This is a genomic window from Mesorhizobium sp. B2-3-4 (genome assembly GCF_006442315.1).
Classification (GTDB): Bacteria; Pseudomonadota; Alphaproteobacteria; order Rhizobiales; family Rhizobiaceae; genus Mesorhizobium.
This window is the reverse complement of sequence record NZ_VFVY01000022.1, coordinates 50,933-66,614: the sequence shown is the minus strand read 5'-3', so window position 1 is coordinate 66,614 and position 15,682 is coordinate 50,933. Positions and strand designations below refer to the sequence as shown.

Genomic DNA, 15,682 nt, shown 5'->3' with positions numbered 1-15,682 from the left:
CGGTCAATACAGTACCGGCCGCTACTCATTGAGCTTGCGGTCAAGCTCATCCAGCAATGATTTATGTTCAGGCGGAAGATCAATATCGGAGGGCCGGTCCAGCAATTGCCGGATCTGGCGCCGGTTTGTGTCTGACGTGATCCACCGCCGGATAAGTTCGGCCATGACTTTCTGTTGCGCGTTGCTGATATCCGCCATGTTCCGCATCCGGGTTCAGAATGGTCGAACTCAATAGGCGGCTGGTGGTTCCCACCCGTTCGCCCAGCTTACATGAAGTCGCTTGGCTTCGGTTCGTAATCACAGCCGACCGAAAGATCATCGCCACAAATAAACCGGTTCCCAGCAAGCCGAGATCCGGATCTATTTTCCATAAGGGGATGTGCAGCGTCAGTCGCTCTGCTGCTCGCGATGGCGATGTTCGTCGACTTCCTCAGGCTCCTTGTCGTCTATCCGCGTGATATTTGTGGCCGCGTGACTTGATCGCAAGCTTTCGTCCAGCTTCGCATGTTGCGCAAATGTACAGAAATTACCAATCAGCCCCACCAATCGAAGGTGAATGACCGGCTTGGACATTCCAGCCATCCTCGTGCGCGCTCGTGGAAGGATCGTCTCAGATCGCAGCGTACTCGTCACGTATCAGTCATGCGAGTGAAGTGCTGAACGCCAGCGCCGATCACACGCAGCACACGAAGCCACGAAAGGAAACAACCATGCTGTATCCCGGTCGTTGTCTTGAGCCGACCGAGATCGAAATGTTGGCTCGTGTGAGCCGATCGGTTTGCAAACAGAACGGATTGCCATTTACCTCGCCCGAGGCAGCAAGGACGGCGTCGCATCTGCTGAAGCTCTTCATGAACGGCTTGACCAGCGAGGAGGAGCTCCTCGACGCAGCGCAAAATTGTGCGAAGCGGCTGCCGTGCGTTGTGGCTTCCCGAAGAGCAACAGTGCCCCCAGGCGCGGCGGCCGATTGCCTGCCTGACAGCAGATTGGCGGTGGCCTAGCTGACCTCAGGGGCCGCGGCGATGCCGTGGCCCCTGTTGCCTCGGTCTGATGGTTCAGGCGGCTTTTTGCTGCTCGGCCGCCTTGTCGTTCACGCCGGACTCGCCAAGAGACGTCAGAGCCTCATCGGTGGCCTTCTCTTCTTCGAGAGTAGCGTTGAGGAGTTCCACAATGTCATCCTTGCCCAGCGAGGTCGCCCAGGCGATCAGCGTGCCGTAGCGTGCGATCTCATAATGCTCGACCGCCTGCGCGGCGCCGACAAGGCCGGCGTCAATCGAGGTCGAGCCCTTGTATTCCTCGAGGATCTCGGATCCTTCCTCGATGATGCCGTCAATGGCAGGGCAGGTCTTGCCGCGCGCGGCGACGCCGAGGATTTCGAACACCTGCTCAAGCCGCTCGACCTGGCCCTCGGTCTCTACACGGTGTTTTTCGAATGCAGCAGCGACCTGCTCGTCTTCCGCGCCCTTGGCCATCTTCGGCAACGCCTTGAGGATTTTCTTTTCGGCATAATAGATATCCTTGAGGCCGTCGAGCATGAGGTCCTCAAGCCCCTTGGTGCTCGCACTTGCTTTCTTGGTGGCTGCCATTTGACAATCTCCTTTGGTTGAAATCACCCGTTTGGGTGCCAACCCAACTGAGAGTGCCGCCGCAGGTTCCCGCGAAAAGTGATCTGTCGGTCAAATTTCGACAAACAGCGTTTGGCTCCGGATAGCGGCGGCTGGGGAGGGTCCCGGCAGGACCAGAATTGCGGCTCCCATAAGCGCCCCGCTCTCACGGGGCAAAACGGTGGAACATTTCGGCATTCGGGCTGTTAGCGGGGGGAACTCGACTGGATAGTCCCATTTCTCGAGGAGGCAACAATGTCTGGCGTTGATATGTGGGTATTGGTGGTTGCTGCTGGTCCATTGATCCTTCTGGCGGCGATCCTCTACGCGATGTTCACTCGTCGCCGAAAAGAGCCGGCTGAGCAACGCCAGAGCGACCGCGCCACCAGGGAATTGTATAACGAGCATAACGAGTAGCAGCTTGACTGCCGAAGCGAGGACCAGAGCAAGTCTTTGAATACCTGCAGACAGGCTTAATGGCGTTCGTTGGCTTCGCGTTTTGGTCTTTGTGCAAACAATCGCTTTGGTCCTGGAACCAGCGCTGAAAACCGTTGTTTGTCACAGACAACCAAGGAGGTTTTTATGCAGATCGTCGGTGTCAATGTCGAGCCAACCTCCGGTCTTGAGGGCAGGTCGCTGCTGCGTGTGGTCTTCCAGGGCGAGGGAGGCGAATCCGTGTCGGTGGAAATGGCACGAGGCGAACTTGTCGATGAGGCCTCGGGGGTCGGGGCTATCGACCGTGCCAAGGCCATTCTCGTGCAGACTGCCACCTTCGAAGGGTCTGGCGATAGAACTGACGCTCGACCGACAGATCCTGGCGAAACCGATGGCATGGTGAGCAAGATCTACACATTCGAGTACCGCGACGGGGACGAGGCTCGCGTGCTTCCACCTTGTGAGATGCCAAGTGCAGAGGCTGCGCGCGCCGAAGCTGTGCGTTGCGCAATTGATATGCTGGTTGACCTCCAGCCGGGCAACGACGACCTGACGGGATGGCTGGTGCGCGTGCGCGACGACAGCGGTGCTGAGGTTTGCACGATCGATGTTGCCGAAGCCGAGGCAGCGCGGAAGGCCAATGACAACGCGTCGATTTGAAGCCACTTTGCAACTGCGCACCCGGGAGTTTGAGATGGCTGCACGCGGTCTGGTTCACGGCCCCCTCGGCAAATCTGCCGTTCACATCTGCGTCGACATGCAAGGCCTCTTCGGAACCGCCGGCCCCTGGCCGGTCCCTTGGGCGAAGGAGGTGTTGCCCGCCATCGAAGAGCTTGCCGGCGCCAATGCCGATCGAACGATCTTCACGCGATTCATACCGGCGGAGAGACCCGGGAAGGGCATGGGTATGTGGGCGCAATATTACCGGCGCTGGGCAGAGGCCACCATCGAGAATATCGATCCTGAACTGATCGAACTCATGCCGGATCTCAAGCGTTTCGTTCCACCTGCCAAGATTTTGGACAAGAAGGTCTATTCGCCCTGGACCGAAGGTCGCCTCGACGATCTCCTGAATGGCATGCAGGTGGATACGCTGGTCATCACCGGCGGCGAAACGGACGTCTGTGTTCTCGCCACGGTTTTGGGCGCAGTCGATCGCGGATACCGCGTCGTCGTCGTGTCCGATGCGGTCTGCAGTTCTGCCGATCAGACACACGACGCGTCGATGGAACTCTATCGATCGCGGTTCAGCGAACAGCTTGAAACAGTCGTGGTGAAAGAGGTCCTCGAAAATTGGCGTCCGAGCCAGCGCGATGCGCGGGCTATTTTTTCGCGCCCTTGAACAAGCGCGCCGTATGCCGGCGATCAGCGAGGCCTGCCTGCAGCAAAGCGAATCTTCGTTCCGACTTCAGCTGACCCAGTCAGGCCTAGGCTGAAAACAGGCCGTGGACTCACCTAATCATGCGCGAAGCCAGTTCCGAGAATACAGCTTCTCGATCACCGCGGTGCTTGTTCAGAAGTTCAATGACTTCCTCGCGACCGAGCCTACCAATCTTGCTGATGAAGTCGATCTCGTGACGGGGAACAGCTTCTCGCGTCAACCGGGTTAGGAACGCTTTCGGCGCTCCGGTTCGCGAATCTTCTTTTGGCGCCATTGATCCTCACCGCACCGCCTGCAAACACCTCCAAATTTGCGAGCGCACGATTTGTTCCGACAGCAGCTTGAAATGAACGCCAACGCAGGATTTTCCTCGAGCCCCTATCGGAATGAGTAGTCGAGGCGGCACCTCACCATACTGTCTCGGCTGGACGAAAAGCGGCACCTGCCCGTGACACTACCCGATGAAAGCTGTTTGGCTTGTGGCCCAGGCACCCGACTGAACCGCAGTTGCCGGCTGCGTTGGCACCTGGTGACTGCCAGACATTTCCGCCCGTGCCGGCTGTCCGCACATCAATCTTTCGATTTAGGTAAACTATGTAATTTGCAGTGTTTGATATGTGTGCTGATAAACAAGCAATCAAAAGCTGAGGTTTGAAGATGGCATCAGGCGCCGAGAAGACGCCAGCGAACGCTGTTCGCGTTGAACGGCTCGACGGAGAGTGGGCCGTTCAGATCGTTGAAAACGGCAAAGTCACCCAACGGCTTTTCGAAACTGAACAGTTCGCCAAGAATTTCGCGAATGGTCAGCGAATTCGGCTGTCCCTTCCGGTGCTGCCTCAACATGCGGGTACGGGAAAGTGATGATGTATCTGTTCCGCGCTTTTTGATTGGAGCAGGTAATTCCAAAAGACTAAGTCGGAAGATTTGCCGGGCGCGAACTCTGGAACGTTGTCGATTGGCACACGCTTCTGATTGTGCATGCCATCAATTCACTGGCAGCTAATCTTTCAACGCCGATCTTTTCAAGTCTGACGGCGCGCTGGTTCGCGCGGCGACTTTTTCGAGACGGTTTCGGAACGCTCTCCCGTGCCGGATGTTGTGATACAGCGGCACGTCCTCATCAGGTTCATGCGTCTGGTCATGATGTTCCTCGTCCTGGTCGCCCGTGCGGCATTGACCGAAAGCGCGGGCCATCTCTCTTGAAAGAGCGTTCCCTATGACGAACAATGTTCCTGAAAACCGCGCCCGCCAAGCCACGCTTGGCCGTCCGGTTCTTTTCGTTCTCCTGGCTGCCCTGCTCCTGGCGATCGTCGCCTGGGGTGTTGCCGAGGTCTATGGTGTCCTTATCAAAGATCCTTCGACGGATCAGCAGCACAGCCCGCCGGCGGCTATGTCAGGTGCCAACCCGGCTGCGAACGATCCCGTTCAATCCAAGACCGACACCATGAACAGCCAACCAGTCGACCAAAATCCCGAGGTCGACAAGAATCCTACGCCCCAAACGGGCACCGGCGGAGACCAGCAAGGCACACAACCGTCGCAACCAGCCGCGCAATGAGATTGCAGCCAAAACCTTGGAACTCTTGGCTGACCCGCTCGGCAGTCGTTGATATCCGGGACTGGTGAAACACTCCCGCCAACCTGGCCAGTTTCGACGGCGTTAGTTGCGCGTGGACCGCCTGGGCCCGCGTTCGCTTTGGGTGGCGGGGGCCTCTTTGCATTGTTCTTGGCCGGTTTGCGGTTCGTAACAATGCTTTTGGATTTCCTCACATCATCCGGAACATTTTCGGTCAAGCAAGGTTTTGAGCCAGCTTGATGCTCCCATCTCGTCAGGCCATCTAGCCCGCCTTCGCAATTGTGCGAGGCGGGCTTTTTTAGGCCTTTCGACGCGCCGTGGACTCTGTCCTGTTTGAAGGTCCTCTCTCTCTTTCGGGTTTGAGAGCCAGCAGTGAGGTGTGAGACTTTCAATCCCTTGCGCCCCCCATCAGAGCGCTGCCAAGGGCGGAGAGCCCCGTAGCCAAGAAATCTTATCGCCCTGCCTGTCGGTGGAGTGACGCGACGGGCGTAGACGAACTGCTCCCTGGCGGCGGCAGGGCCCCAGAGTTCGGCCTTATCGCGGAGATTCTCGAAAGAAGCCCCTGTCGCAAACCGAAGAAGCCGCTGATCAATCGCCCTGCTGCCTGCGATAGCGTTCTTTCTCGATTTCCTCAGGCTCTTCGTCGTCGATCCGCGTGATGTTGGAAGCATTGTGATCTGATCGCAGGATCTCGTCGAGCTTGGCGTGAATGGCTTGGGTGTCGCGGTGCTCAGCCCGCTGAATGAACAGCGTCATGGCCCAGGTGAACAAGGTAGCCGCTCCATGCCAGTCCAGGCTCTGTCGTTCAAAGATTAGCCAAAGGATTGCGTACGCCAACAAGATCAGGAATGCCGCGGGGCGGGAGGTCCATGTGCCGATCGAGGTGAGCACGCCGGTGACGGGATGGTTGGCCATCCCAAAGAACTTGCGGCGGCGAGCCTTGTTCCCGACCGCACTACATTGCGCCGCCGTGAGCCTGCCAGACCTGACAGGCCAATTGACAGGATGATGGTTGCCGATCGTGCGTAGCTACAACGCTGGCCACTCGATCGCCGGGCGTGCAATCATCAGCCAGAAAATGGCAAGGACCGCGGCGAAAGCCGGGAAGCCGAAGACAAACCAGCGTCTGAACAGCTGATTGTAGCGCTCGGGCGGGGCTTGGTTGGACAGGGCAGCCTGTGTCGCCAGATTTCGCATCTCGATCTGCATCCACACGACAGGCAGCCAGAACACGCCGGTTACGATGTAAAGCAGGATCGAGAGAATGATCCAGCTTTCGGACAGCGAATACCCCGCAAGCCAAGCAAGGCCTAGTCCGGTCAGGGGTTGTACGACAACGGCCGTAGCCGTGAACAGGAAATCAGCCAGGACGACAAGGCGGGCGACGGCGGCGATCGTAGCGGCGTTTCCGGTCCGGTGTGCCATAAGCATGAAAAACGCGATGCCGGCGCCAGTCCCGAGCAGCACAGCCGCACCGATGACGTGAAGGTATTTGATCACCAAGTACATCATCAGCGTTCCTCCAGAATGGCCAGCGCTGCAAAATGCAAAACGAGGATCGGGAAGATTTTTAACAGCGGCCCGAGTGGTTCAAACCAAAGATCCGGCCGCAAAATGATCCCAGCGATTGCATAGAAAAGCGATACCGTGATTGCGCCGAAAAGACCAAGCCGGCTGGTTGGGCGGTAAGCGATGAACGCCCCCACGACGATGTCCGCCAGTGCGCCGGCGACGACCGCCGGTTCGGCCAAGGCGCCGGCAGCAGTGCCAATCAGCAAGTCAACTCCGCTGCGCCAGCCGATGGTGAGGGAAATGATACCGGTCAGAATCCAGAAGAGCGGCAAAACGACAAACAGCGCCGGCTTGACGAAGTAAAGACCGGCGAACCATCGCTCCTGCACCGTCGCAGGATTTAGACGTAGTGCAGCTGTGAGACTGGACGGTTGAATGCCGGTCGCGGTCATCCACGGCCGGGGATCACCGACAGCGCCACGCGTGATCTCTTTTGCAGCATTGGTGCGCATTGGCGGGCGCCAGCCTAGCCGAGCCGCGGCATCCCCCAATCTGTACAAGATAGCTGCGGTCCAATTGGGCAAGATGAACTCCCGAGCACTGCGCCATTCGAACCAGCGGCGATAGCAACCGACGACCTCGCTCATCGAAAGCGCCACGGGCCCAGCAAGTTCCAGCGTGAGGCGCGATGGGCTGCCGGGTTTGAGGAAAAAGAGAACGGTGGAGATCACGTCATCGAGCTGAACGACCTGGAGACGGCCCGTGTGGGGCATCAACGGCAAGAGCGGCAAAGCCGCGAGTCCCCGAAAAAGCGCACTTGCGCCGAAAGCCGGCCTTCCCAGCACCACCGAAGGCCGCAGGATTACCCACTCAAGTCTACGCGTCATCAATGCTTCATCGCCGGCAAGCTTGCTGGCGGAAAAGGCGGAGGGCTGCTGGCGATCGACCCCGATGGCGGAAAAATGAATGACCTTGTTCACACCAGCCTGCTCACACGCGACGAAGAGAGCCGAGGCGCCGGTCGAATGGACATGCCGGGTGTTTTCCCGGGCGCTATCCTGCAGGACGCCGGCACAGTTTACGACGGCATCCACACCGGCGAGACGCGGGGTCCAGTCCTCAGGTCGCAAGGCCCGCGCCATATCCAGCGAAACCGCTGGGGTCTCAGGATGGATGCCGGTATCTTTGCGGTGAAGCACGCGAACCACCTCATGTCCCTCACTTGTCAGGCGCGCGCAAAGCGCGTTCCCAATCAGCCCTGACGCGCCGGTGACGAGAACTTTCATTCCTTCCTCCCGCCGTTCGCCGGCGTGTACGACTTCATAGACCCTGCCACCGCGCCTGAGAGAACTTGATCGAAGCCGAAGCCAGCAGGGTGAAGCCGGATGGAAAAAGCTCCGGGCCACAATGGAGCTAAGAGTTGGGCGGCGGTAGAGTGCGTTCGCATCTTCAGGTCGACTTCATCGACATCGTCGCCGGCTGGGCGCACTCGCGCAGGTCGTTGTGAATGTGAGTTGCAGCCGTGGCGGCGTGTCCGAACGCGACAGCAATTTGATTGAGTCCCTCCGCCACGTCACCGATGGCATAGAGCCCTGGCGTTGAAGTCTCAAGATGCTGGTTGACCAGGACATAGCCCTCTTCGTCACACATAGCTCCGAGCGCAACGGCGAGTTCGGAGCGTACGTCGCAGCCCATGGAAGGGTACACGACATCGATGTTGCGCAGCGGGGCGCCTTCGGCCATGACGACATCGAACCCGGTTCGTCGAGGGATCAGGTCATCGACAGCGTCCCAGATTTCTACTCCGCCTGCCAATGCGACGGCGCGAGCAGCTTCGGAAATATCGTCCGGGTAATTGGCGAGCAGGGCAACTCGGCTGCCATATTCCTTCAGGAACAGAGCCTCCCTGACGGCGAGATGCTCCGGGCCAACGACGCCGATGCGGCTACCCCTGGCTTCATACGCATCGCAAACCGGGCATAGCCTGACAATGCCATCTGCGATCGCCTGCTGCAGCCCTTCAATCGGAGGTGCCTTGTCCACAATGCCCGTTGCCAAAATTACGCGCCTTGCTAGGACCACCCCGCAGGCCGTCGTCAGAACAAAATATTCCTCACGTCTTTCGGCGTGAGCGACGTAACCATCGGCGACGCTCGCCCCGTATAAGCGTGCCTGAGCTCGTAGGCGGCCGAGCAGTTCTTCCCCGTTGATGCCCTTGGGGAAGCCGGGACAGTTATGGGATTTTGGAATGAGCTTGGCGCGCGCATCCCCAGCGTCGAACGAGATCACCGAACGCAGAAACCTGGCTAAATACGTGGCCGCGGCGAGCCCTGCTGGGCCGCCGCCGACGATAACAACGTCAAAAACTTGTGAGCCGGGAGAACGTGGCATAGCGCCCAACCCGCGCGAAACAACCTTGTTCCACGTGGTGTCGAACGACACGCGAGAAGAGCGAGTCTCGAATCGAGGCGTAAAGAGAAAGGCCACTGCCAAGTGTCCGAAAACGTCGTAGCTGTCCCGTGGATACAGCGCCATCGTTGAAAGTGAAGCCGTCATGGAACTTCGGATCACCGCCGCGCTTAATCTGGCGAAAGGGTCTGAGATGAGCGCGACCAGAGAGTTTTTTGAAAATTGGTTACAGGAGAATGTCGGCTCACTTCCTGGCCGAGAGGAAGTCAGCGTCGCGGTGCTCGCCCAGCAATTCGAACAGGATGCCGAGGTGGCTGGTTACGGTCGCGACGTAAGGGAGGACGAACTCGGAAACATCGAGGATGCTATCGAGCAAGCGATAAAGAACGGCGGGCCCGGGGGGGCAGAGCGTGAGATCCGAAGGGGGCGATCTGGCCCCTGTAATGGACGCCCTGGACGTCGATGATCCCAAGAGCGGCCCGTAGCCCGTGCCAACCGCCTTCCGTTCGCTTGACCAATCCCGCGCTTCGTAATGGGCGCAAGGTCAATTCCATGACCATGGTTCGTGCCCGTCGAGGAACATTCCTGCCGCCACAACGTTAGGTGAGGTTCTCCACATCGGTGCGGCCCGTGCTAACTGCGAACCTCCCAGGCGAATGGCTAACCCGGCACGAACACGGCCACATCTCGCGGCGGACGGCTCTTGCAGCTATCGGTTGCTGGCTGTTGGCGGTTTCCGCGCAAGCCGCGGCACAGCCACAGCCGCGCGTCCGGTTTGGCGTGCTGGGATATGGCACTGCTGCTTGGGAAGTCGATGTCATGCGGCGGCATGCATTGGACACCGCATACGGCGTATCAATCGAGGCGCAGCGACTTGCTGGCGCCGAAGCGGGCAAGACCGCATTGCTTGCGGGCAGCGTCGACGTCATCGTGTCGGATTGGGTGTGGGCTATGCGCCAGCGAAGCGAAGGCGCCGATCTGGTCTTCCATCCCTATTCTCGTGCCGTCGGCGCGCTGGAACTGCCACAAGGCTCGTCCATTCGCACTCTTGCGGACCTCAAGGGTAAAAGGCTGGGGGTCGCGGGTGGTCCGCTGGACAAAAGCTGGATTCTGTTGCGCGCGCTCGGCCTCCGTCAGCTGAAGAGTGATCTCGCTGAAGAGGTGCATCCGGTGTTCGGCGCGCCGCCTTTGTTGGAGCAGGAATTCCTGGCGCGGCGACTGGATGGCCTGCTGACATTCTGGAATTTCGCCGCCCGTCTCGAGTCGGGGGGGGCAAGTCCTCTGCTCAGCGTCGCGCAAATGCTGCAGGGGCTTGGCGTATCCGCCGAACTGCCGATGCTCGGCTACGTCTTCCATGAAAGCTGGGCCCGCGCCAACCCGACTGCCCTCGCGCGATTCACGAACGCAACTGCGGCGGCGAAGTCGCTGCTCGCGTCCTCGGATGCCGAATGGCGCATGCTCGCGCCGCAATTGGGCACTGACGATCCTCGCCTGCAGGTGGCGCTACGCGACGCTTATCGGGCCGGAATCCCTCGTCGCTTCGGCAAAGACGAACGTGATGGCGCGGCCCGGTTGTTTGCAATCCTGGCCGAATTGGGCGGCGAGGATCTGGTCGGCAAGGCAACGAGCCTGGATCCCGGTGTCTTCTGGACCATACCGGCTTGAGCTGGCGATCATGACCGAGGTCTCAGCCATTAGCACCAACATTCAGCGGTGGCAGTCCGCTGCGGCATTGCTGGCCATGGTGCTTGCCTGGCAGGTCGCGGCATCGGTAGCCGCCGATCGGCTGTTTCCCGGTCCGGTGCAGGTTGTTTCCGTTCTTCTGAACGAAGCGGTTCGGGGCGAGCTGCTCTACCATCTCGGCATCTCGCTTGCGCGTGTTGCCGCAAGCCTCGGGGCGGCAATCCTGATCGGCGCGGCCCTTGGCTACGCGGCAGGCCGCTCGCGCAGGGCCGACATCTGGATGAGGCCCTGGATCGTGTTGCTCCTCAACATGCCGGCGCTGATCACCGTCATCCTGATCTATATCTGGCTGGGCCTTGCCGACACGGCGCTTGTCCTGGCGGTCACGCTCAACAAGATCCCCAACGTTGTGGTGACAATCCGTGAAGGTGCCGGCCGGCTGGACAAGGACCTTGCTGAGATGGCGGAGCTCTACCGTTTCAGCCGTGCTGCGATGCTGCGGTACGTCGTGCTGCCGCAATTGGCGCCTTTCTTTCTCGTCACCCTGCGCAACGGGCTGGCACTGACGTGGAAGATCGTGCTGCTCGCCGAACTGCTCGGCCGCTCCAACGGCGTCGGATTCCAGCTGCAGGTCTATTTCCAGAACTTCGATGTCGCCCATATCCTTGCCTATGCAATCAGTTTCGGCGTCGTGATGCTTGCCATAGAGTATGGGCTGCTCGTGCCGTTGGAACGCCGTCTGCTCGAATGGCGACGCTGATGCTGAGGATCAGAATAGAGGAGAAGACTTTTCCGGGTGACGACGACCAACGCCGGACGATCTTTCGCGCGCTGTCGCTCGACATAGCCGACGGGCAGGTCTGCGTCCTGACCGGCGCGTCGGGTGTCGGCAAGTCGACGCTGCTGTCGATCGTTTCTGGGGCCGACAGCGAATTTCGCGGCAGCGTGAGCGGCCGCGCGCGTCCGATAGGCATGCTATTCCAGACGCCTAGGCTGCTGCCGTGGCTCACCGCCTTGCGCAATGTCGAACTCGCCATCCCGGGTCACGCGCCCGATGCCGCCCGGTGGCTCGCTGCTGTCGGCTTGAAAGGTCATGAGCAGGATTATCCGCAACGTCTCTCAGGCGGCATGGCGCGGCGGGTCGCGCTCGCCCGGGCGCTTGCAGTCGAGCCCGCGCTCCTGCTCCTCGACGAGCCGTTCGCATCACTGGACGAAGCGACGGCGCAAGCAATGCGCAACCTGTTGCGGGACAGTTTCGCCAAGCGGCGCCCCACCACGCTGCTGGTCACCCATGATCTTGCATTCGCCTCGTCCCTGGGGGACCGGGTCATCGTTCTTGAAGGACCGCCGGCGCGCATCGTGCGTGACGTCGCAATCTCACGTCGTGATGACGCGGGATCGGCGCGCTTTAAGCTGGGAAGTCCGGCACAATGAGACTGATGCTGGCTCTTCTTTATCTTTTGTTGATCGCCGGCCCTGGCGCCGCCGACGAACAGACGATGGTGATCGGCTATATCGGCCAGCAGCGCAAACCCGCTCTGCCTCTGGGACCCCTTGACGAAGCCGTCGCCGATGACGGCCTGCAAGGCGCTAGGCTCGGTATTGCCGACGACGACAGCACCGGCCGGTTTCTTGGGCAGAAATTTCGGTTGGAGGAAAGGATCCTGGCACCCGCTGAAGCTCCGGCCGACGCTGTAAGACAATTCGCCGATGCCGGCATCGCCTTTGTCATTGCCGATCTCGATGCCGCTCCGCTTCTGCAGGCCAGTGCCGCGTCCGGAGCCGAGCGGATGACGTTGCTCAACAGCCGAGCACCGGACGACGTGCTGCGCCAGCAGGATTGCCGCAGGAATGTTATGCACACGATCCCGAGCCGCGCCATGCTCGCCGACGGGCTGGCGCAATATCTCGTCTGGAAACGCTGGCAGCGTTGGTTCCTGCTCGTGGGGCCACATCCGCAGGATCAGGCCATGGCGGCGGCCTTTCGACGGGCGGCGGCTCGCTTCGGAGCCGAGATCACGACCGACCAGCCGTGGACCTTCAGGCCAGCCAATGGACGCGCCGATACCGGGCATGTCACACTGCAGACCGAAATACCGGCGGTCACGCAGGTCAGCGACTATGATGTTCTCGTGGTCGCCGATGAGGCGGATGAATTCGGCGCCTATCTGGAGGGGCGCACTGCTCTGCCGGGGATCGTCGCCGGCACCCAAGGGCTGGTCGCCACAGGCTGGAGCGCGGTCAGCGAGGAGTGGGGCGCCACGCAACTGCAGGATCGGTTCCACAGGCAGGCCGGGCGGTGGATGCTGCCCAGCGACTACGCCGCCTGGCTCGCTGTGCGCAGTATCGGCGAAGCGGCGACGCGTCTGCACAGTCTCGATGCCGTGGCTATCGGCAAATATATGCGCAGCGATGCATTTCTTCTCGCCGGCTTCAAGGGGCAGGGGCTCAGTTTCCGTGCCTGGGACGGACAGATGCGCCAGCCCATTTTGATTGCCGGGCCGCGCCTGCTGATTTCCAGCTCGCCGCAACCTGGCTTCCTCCATCAACGCACGCCGCTCGACACGCTGGGCATCGACCTGGAGGAGAGCACATGCAAGTTCTAATGGCGCTGTTGCTGGCGACGTTGGCTCTTGCTGTTCCCGCCGCCGCGGAGACCATTTACGTGTCCAATGAGCAGGACAACACCGTCGCTGTCGTCGATGGCGCAACGATGACGCTGCTGGCAACGATCGACACCGGCCGACGTCCGCGCGGGCTGGCGCTCTCGACCGACAACAAGATGCTGTTCGTTGCGGAAGGTGACGACAACCGCATCGGTGTGGTCGACATCGCGGAAGGGCGGGTGGTCGGGGAGTTGCCCTCGGGAGCCGATCCGGAATTCTTCGTCGTCCATCCGGATGGCAAGCGGCTGTTCGTCGCCAACGAGAACGACAATCTGGTGTCGGTGGTGGACATCGCCGCGGTCAAGGTCATCGGCACGGTGGATGTCGGCGTCGAACCGGAAGGGATGGCTGCCAGCGCCGATGGCCGCTATGTCGCCTGCACGTCGGAGACAACCAGCATGGTCCATCTGATCGACGCAAGCACGCTCAAGCTCGTCGACAATCTGCTGGTCGACACCCGGCCGCGCGCGGCTTCCTTCTCGCCAGACGGCAAGCAATTGTGGGTCTCGTCGGAGATCCGGGGCACCGTCACCGTCTTCGACACGGCATCGCGCGCGCAGACCGGCAAGATCGAATTCGAGGTTCCGGGTATACGACGAGAGGGCGTGCAGGCGGTCGGCATGGCGATGTCTCGCGACGGCGCGACCGCCTATGTCGCGCTCGGCCCCGCCAACAGGATTGCGGAAGTCGATGTAAAAACGCTGACCGTCCGCCGGCTCTATCTTGTCGGCCAACGCCCCTGGCACGTTGCGCTCTCCGCCGACCAGAAGCGGCTGGTCAGCGCCAACGGCAATTCCGGCGACATCTCCTTCATCGATCTGGAAAACCAGGAGGTGGTGAAATCGCTGCCGGTGGGGCGCGGTCCGTGGGGCGTCGTGATCGGGCCATGAACGCTTTGTCGGTCGAGAATCTGGGCCACAGTTTCGGAAGCCGACGGGTTCTCGACGGCGTCTCGTTCGCGGTGGCCCAGGGCAGGATGTGCATCTTGCTGGGCCGTAACGGCGCCGGCAAGACGACGCTTTTCTCGCTGATCACCGGTCTTTATCACGCCCGCGCCGGATCGGTGCATGTCTTCGGCCAGGCGATGGATGTCAACCCATCCGCCGCGCTGGCGCAGATGGGCGTCGTCTTCCAGCTGCCGACGCTCGATCTTGACCTGACCGCCGGCGAGAACCTGCATTACCACGCGGCCCTGCATGGCCTTGACAAAGCATCGAGCACGGAGCGCTCCATCCATGAACTCGAACGCCTGGACGTGCTGGACAGGGTCGACGATCCTGTCCGCGCGCTGTCCGGGGGGCAGCGTCGCCGTGTCGAGATCGCACGCGCTCTGATGCATGGCCCGAGCCTTTTGCTGCTGGACGAGCCGACCGCCGGGCTCGACGTGCCCGGCCGCCGCGCGCTCGAGCGCCACGTAAGGGAGCTTTGCCGCGAGCGCGGCATTGCTGTTCTATGGGCAACGCATTTTCTGGAGGAACTCACGGCGGACGACGATGTGGTGGTTCTGCATCAAGGCACGGTACGCTGGGCCGGCCGCGCCGATCGCCTCGCTGCCGATCTCGGTGCAGCGAGCACGGCGGAGGCCTTCGCCTCGCTGACGGGGGCCGAATGAACACGTCTCACGCCGTGCGGGCGCTCAACGGTATCCTGCGCAGGGAGATGCTGCGCACCTTGCGGCAACGCGGCCGGCTGCTCTCGGCGATGGTACGGCCGCTGGTCTGGCTGGCGATCTTTGCCGCCGGCTTCCGCTCCGTCCTCGGTCTGTCGATGACGCCGCCCTATCAGACCTATGTGCTCTATGAAGTGTATGTGGTGCCCGGGCTGGCGGCCATGATGCTGCTCTTCCATGCCATGGCAAGCTCGCTGGCCATGGTCTACGATCGCGAGATGGGCAGCATGCGCCTGTTGCTGACGGCACCATTGCCGCGCTGGTACGTGCTTGCGGCGCGCCTGTTGGCCAGCGTGATTGTCGGCCTGCCGCTGGTCTATCTGTTCCTGTTCGTCGCGCGTTTCTGGGATGTGCGTCCCCCGGTTTTCGGCTACGTCGCGGTATTCCCGGCGCTCGTGCTGACGGGCCTCATGCTTGGCGCGTTCGGCCTGCTTGTCTCCTCCGTTTCGACCCAGATGGAGAATTTTGCGGGCGTCATGAATTTCGTCATCTTCCCGGTGTTCTTTGCCTCGACGGCGCTCTATCCGCTCTGGCGGCTTGCCGAGGCGGGACCGGTGCTGGCAACAATCGCCGCCTGGAATCCGTTCAGCTCGGCGGTCGAGCTGATACGCTTCGCGCTTTATGTGCGGTTCGATCCCGTGGCCGCTCTCGTCGTTCTTGTCTGCCTCGTCGCGTTCTTCCTCGCGGCCGTGATCGGCTACGACCCCGGCCGCGGCTTGTGGTCCCGGCGCGGCGGCGAGGGCTAAA

At 61.0% G+C, this 15,682-nt stretch carries 21 protein-coding genes; 13 read left to right on the top strand and 8 right to left on the bottom strand.

The window, feature by feature from the left end:
- Positions 1 to 21: 21 nt before the first annotated feature.
- Together FJ967_RS33535 and FJ967_RS27270 are read right to left on the bottom strand one after the other, a co-directional pair.
- Positions 22 to 198, bottom strand: coding sequence for a hypothetical protein (locus FJ967_RS33535; protein ID WP_181176161.1), 177 nt, complete (start codon positions 196 to 198; stop codon positions 22 to 24).
- 189 nt (positions 199 to 387) lie between these two features.
- On the bottom strand, positions 388 to 573 hold the full coding sequence (locus FJ967_RS27270) for a hypothetical protein (RefSeq protein ID WP_140735407.1): 186 nt from the start codon (positions 571 to 573) through the stop codon (positions 388 to 390).
- A gap of 137 nt (positions 574 to 710) precedes the next feature.
- Between FJ967_RS27270 and FJ967_RS27265 the strand changes: the two genes are divergently transcribed.
- A complete protein-coding gene (locus FJ967_RS27265; protein WP_181176160.1) occupies positions 711 to 1,001 on the top strand; it encodes a hypothetical protein in 291 nt (96 codons plus the stop codon).
- Between the two features lie 54 nt (positions 1,002 to 1,055).
- Here the strand turns inward: FJ967_RS27265 and FJ967_RS27260 are convergent, their stop codons facing one another.
- Positions 1,056 to 1,586 carry a ferritin-like domain-containing protein gene (locus tag FJ967_RS27260; RefSeq protein WP_140735406.1) on the bottom strand — a complete coding sequence of 177 codons (531 nt, stop codon included), beginning with the start codon at positions 1,584 to 1,586 and terminating at the stop codon, positions 1,056 to 1,058.
- A 273-nt stretch (positions 1,587 to 1,859) separates the two neighbouring features.
- On the opposite strand from FJ967_RS27260, the gene FJ967_RS33530 reads away from it, so the two are divergent.
- The 5 genes from FJ967_RS33530 (at position 1,860) to FJ967_RS27240 (ending at position 4,978) form a co-directional block, all read left to right on the top strand.
- On the top strand, positions 1,860 to 2,021 hold the full coding sequence (locus FJ967_RS33530) for a hypothetical protein (RefSeq protein ID WP_181176159.1): 162 nt from the start codon (positions 1,860 to 1,862) through the stop codon (positions 2,019 to 2,021).
- Positions 2,022 to 2,186: 165 nt separating this feature from the next.
- Positions 2,187 to 2,699 (top strand): hypothetical protein, encoded by a 513-nt coding sequence (locus tag FJ967_RS27255; protein WP_140735405.1) that lies wholly within the window; start codon positions 2,187 to 2,189, stop codon positions 2,697 to 2,699.
- Positions 2,680 to 3,381, top strand: coding sequence for an isochorismatase family cysteine hydrolase (locus tag FJ967_RS27250; RefSeq protein WP_246675403.1), 702 nt, complete (start codon positions 2,680 to 2,682; stop codon positions 3,379 to 3,381). Before FJ967_RS27255 ends, FJ967_RS27250 begins: the two co-directional genes overlap by 20 nt.
- A 696-nt stretch (positions 3,382 to 4,077) precedes the next feature.
- Positions 4,078 to 4,281, top strand: coding sequence for a hypothetical protein (locus FJ967_RS27245; RefSeq protein ID WP_140735404.1), 204 nt, complete (start codon positions 4,078 to 4,080; stop codon positions 4,279 to 4,281).
- Positions 4,282 to 4,636: 355 nt separating this feature from the next.
- Positions 4,637 to 4,978: a hypothetical protein gene (locus FJ967_RS27240; RefSeq protein ID WP_140735403.1), complete on the top strand. Its 342-nt coding sequence runs from the start codon at positions 4,637 to 4,639 to the stop codon at positions 4,976 to 4,978.
- Between the two features lie 606 nt (positions 4,979 to 5,584).
- Here the strand turns inward: FJ967_RS27240 and FJ967_RS27235 are convergent.
- The 5 genes from FJ967_RS27235 to FJ967_RS34035 form a co-directional block, all read right to left on the bottom strand.
- Entirely contained in the window at positions 5,585 to 5,911 is a 327-nt protein-coding gene (locus FJ967_RS27235) for a low affinity iron permease family protein (RefSeq protein ID WP_140735402.1), read from the bottom strand.
- Positions 5,912 to 6,025: 114 nt separating this feature from the next.
- A complete protein-coding gene (locus tag FJ967_RS27230) occupies positions 6,026 to 6,508 on the bottom strand; it encodes a DUF2269 domain-containing protein (RefSeq protein ID WP_140735401.1) in 483 nt (160 codons plus the stop codon).
- Positions 6,508 to 7,794 (bottom strand): SDR family oxidoreductase, encoded by a 1,287-nt coding sequence (locus FJ967_RS27225; protein WP_140735400.1) that lies wholly within the window; start codon positions 7,792 to 7,794, stop codon positions 6,508 to 6,510. The genes FJ967_RS27230 and FJ967_RS27225 overlap by 1 nt, the downstream gene beginning before the upstream one ends.
- A 163-nt stretch (positions 7,795 to 7,957) precedes the next feature.
- On the bottom strand, positions 7,958 to 9,064 hold the full coding sequence (locus tag FJ967_RS27220; RefSeq protein WP_246675402.1) for an NAD(P)/FAD-dependent oxidoreductase: 1,107 nt from the start codon (positions 9,062 to 9,064) through the stop codon (positions 7,958 to 7,960).
- A gap of 97 nt (positions 9,065 to 9,161) precedes the next feature.
- Positions 9,162 to 9,293 carry a hypothetical protein gene (locus FJ967_RS34035; protein ID WP_281405689.1) on the bottom strand — a complete coding sequence of 44 codons (132 nt, stop codon included), beginning with the start codon at positions 9,291 to 9,293 and terminating at the stop codon, positions 9,162 to 9,164.
- Between the two features lie 350 nt (positions 9,294 to 9,643).
- On the opposite strand from FJ967_RS34035, the gene FJ967_RS27210 reads away from it, so the two are divergent.
- From FJ967_RS27210 to FJ967_RS27180, 7 genes are read left to right on the top strand one after another with little or no spacing between them, the layout of a single operon-like run.
- Positions 9,644 to 10,582, top strand: a complete 939-nt coding sequence (locus FJ967_RS27210) for an ABC transporter substrate-binding protein (protein WP_246675401.1) — start codon at positions 9,644 to 9,646, stop codon at positions 10,580 to 10,582.
- Between the two features lie 10 nt (positions 10,583 to 10,592).
- A complete protein-coding gene (locus FJ967_RS27205; RefSeq protein WP_140735398.1) occupies positions 10,593 to 11,360 on the top strand; it encodes an ABC transporter permease in 768 nt (255 codons plus the stop codon).
- Complete coding sequence (locus tag FJ967_RS27200) at positions 11,348 to 12,034, top strand: ATP-binding cassette domain-containing protein (RefSeq protein ID WP_140735397.1); 687 nt, start codon at positions 11,348 to 11,350, stop codon at positions 12,032 to 12,034. The genes FJ967_RS27205 and FJ967_RS27200 overlap by 13 nt, the downstream gene beginning before the upstream one ends.
- Positions 12,031 to 13,206, top strand: coding sequence for an ABC transporter substrate-binding protein (locus FJ967_RS27195; protein ID WP_140735396.1), 1,176 nt, complete (start codon positions 12,031 to 12,033; stop codon positions 13,204 to 13,206). Before FJ967_RS27200 ends, FJ967_RS27195 begins: the two co-directional genes overlap by 4 nt.
- Entirely contained in the window at positions 13,194 to 14,156 is a 963-nt protein-coding gene (locus tag FJ967_RS27190) for a PQQ-dependent catabolism-associated beta-propeller protein (RefSeq protein ID WP_140735395.1), read from the top strand. Before FJ967_RS27195 ends, FJ967_RS27190 begins: the two co-directional genes overlap by 13 nt.
- Positions 14,153 to 14,878, top strand: coding sequence for an ABC transporter ATP-binding protein (locus FJ967_RS27185; protein WP_140735394.1), 726 nt, complete (start codon positions 14,153 to 14,155; stop codon positions 14,876 to 14,878). The genes FJ967_RS27190 and FJ967_RS27185 overlap by 4 nt, the downstream gene beginning before the upstream one ends.
- Positions 14,875 to 15,681 (top strand): ABC transporter permease, encoded by an 807-nt coding sequence (locus FJ967_RS27180; RefSeq protein ID WP_140735393.1) that lies wholly within the window; start codon positions 14,875 to 14,877, stop codon positions 15,679 to 15,681. The genes FJ967_RS27185 and FJ967_RS27180 overlap by 4 nt, the downstream gene beginning before the upstream one ends.
- The last annotated feature ends 1 nt before the right edge of the window (position 15,682 follow it).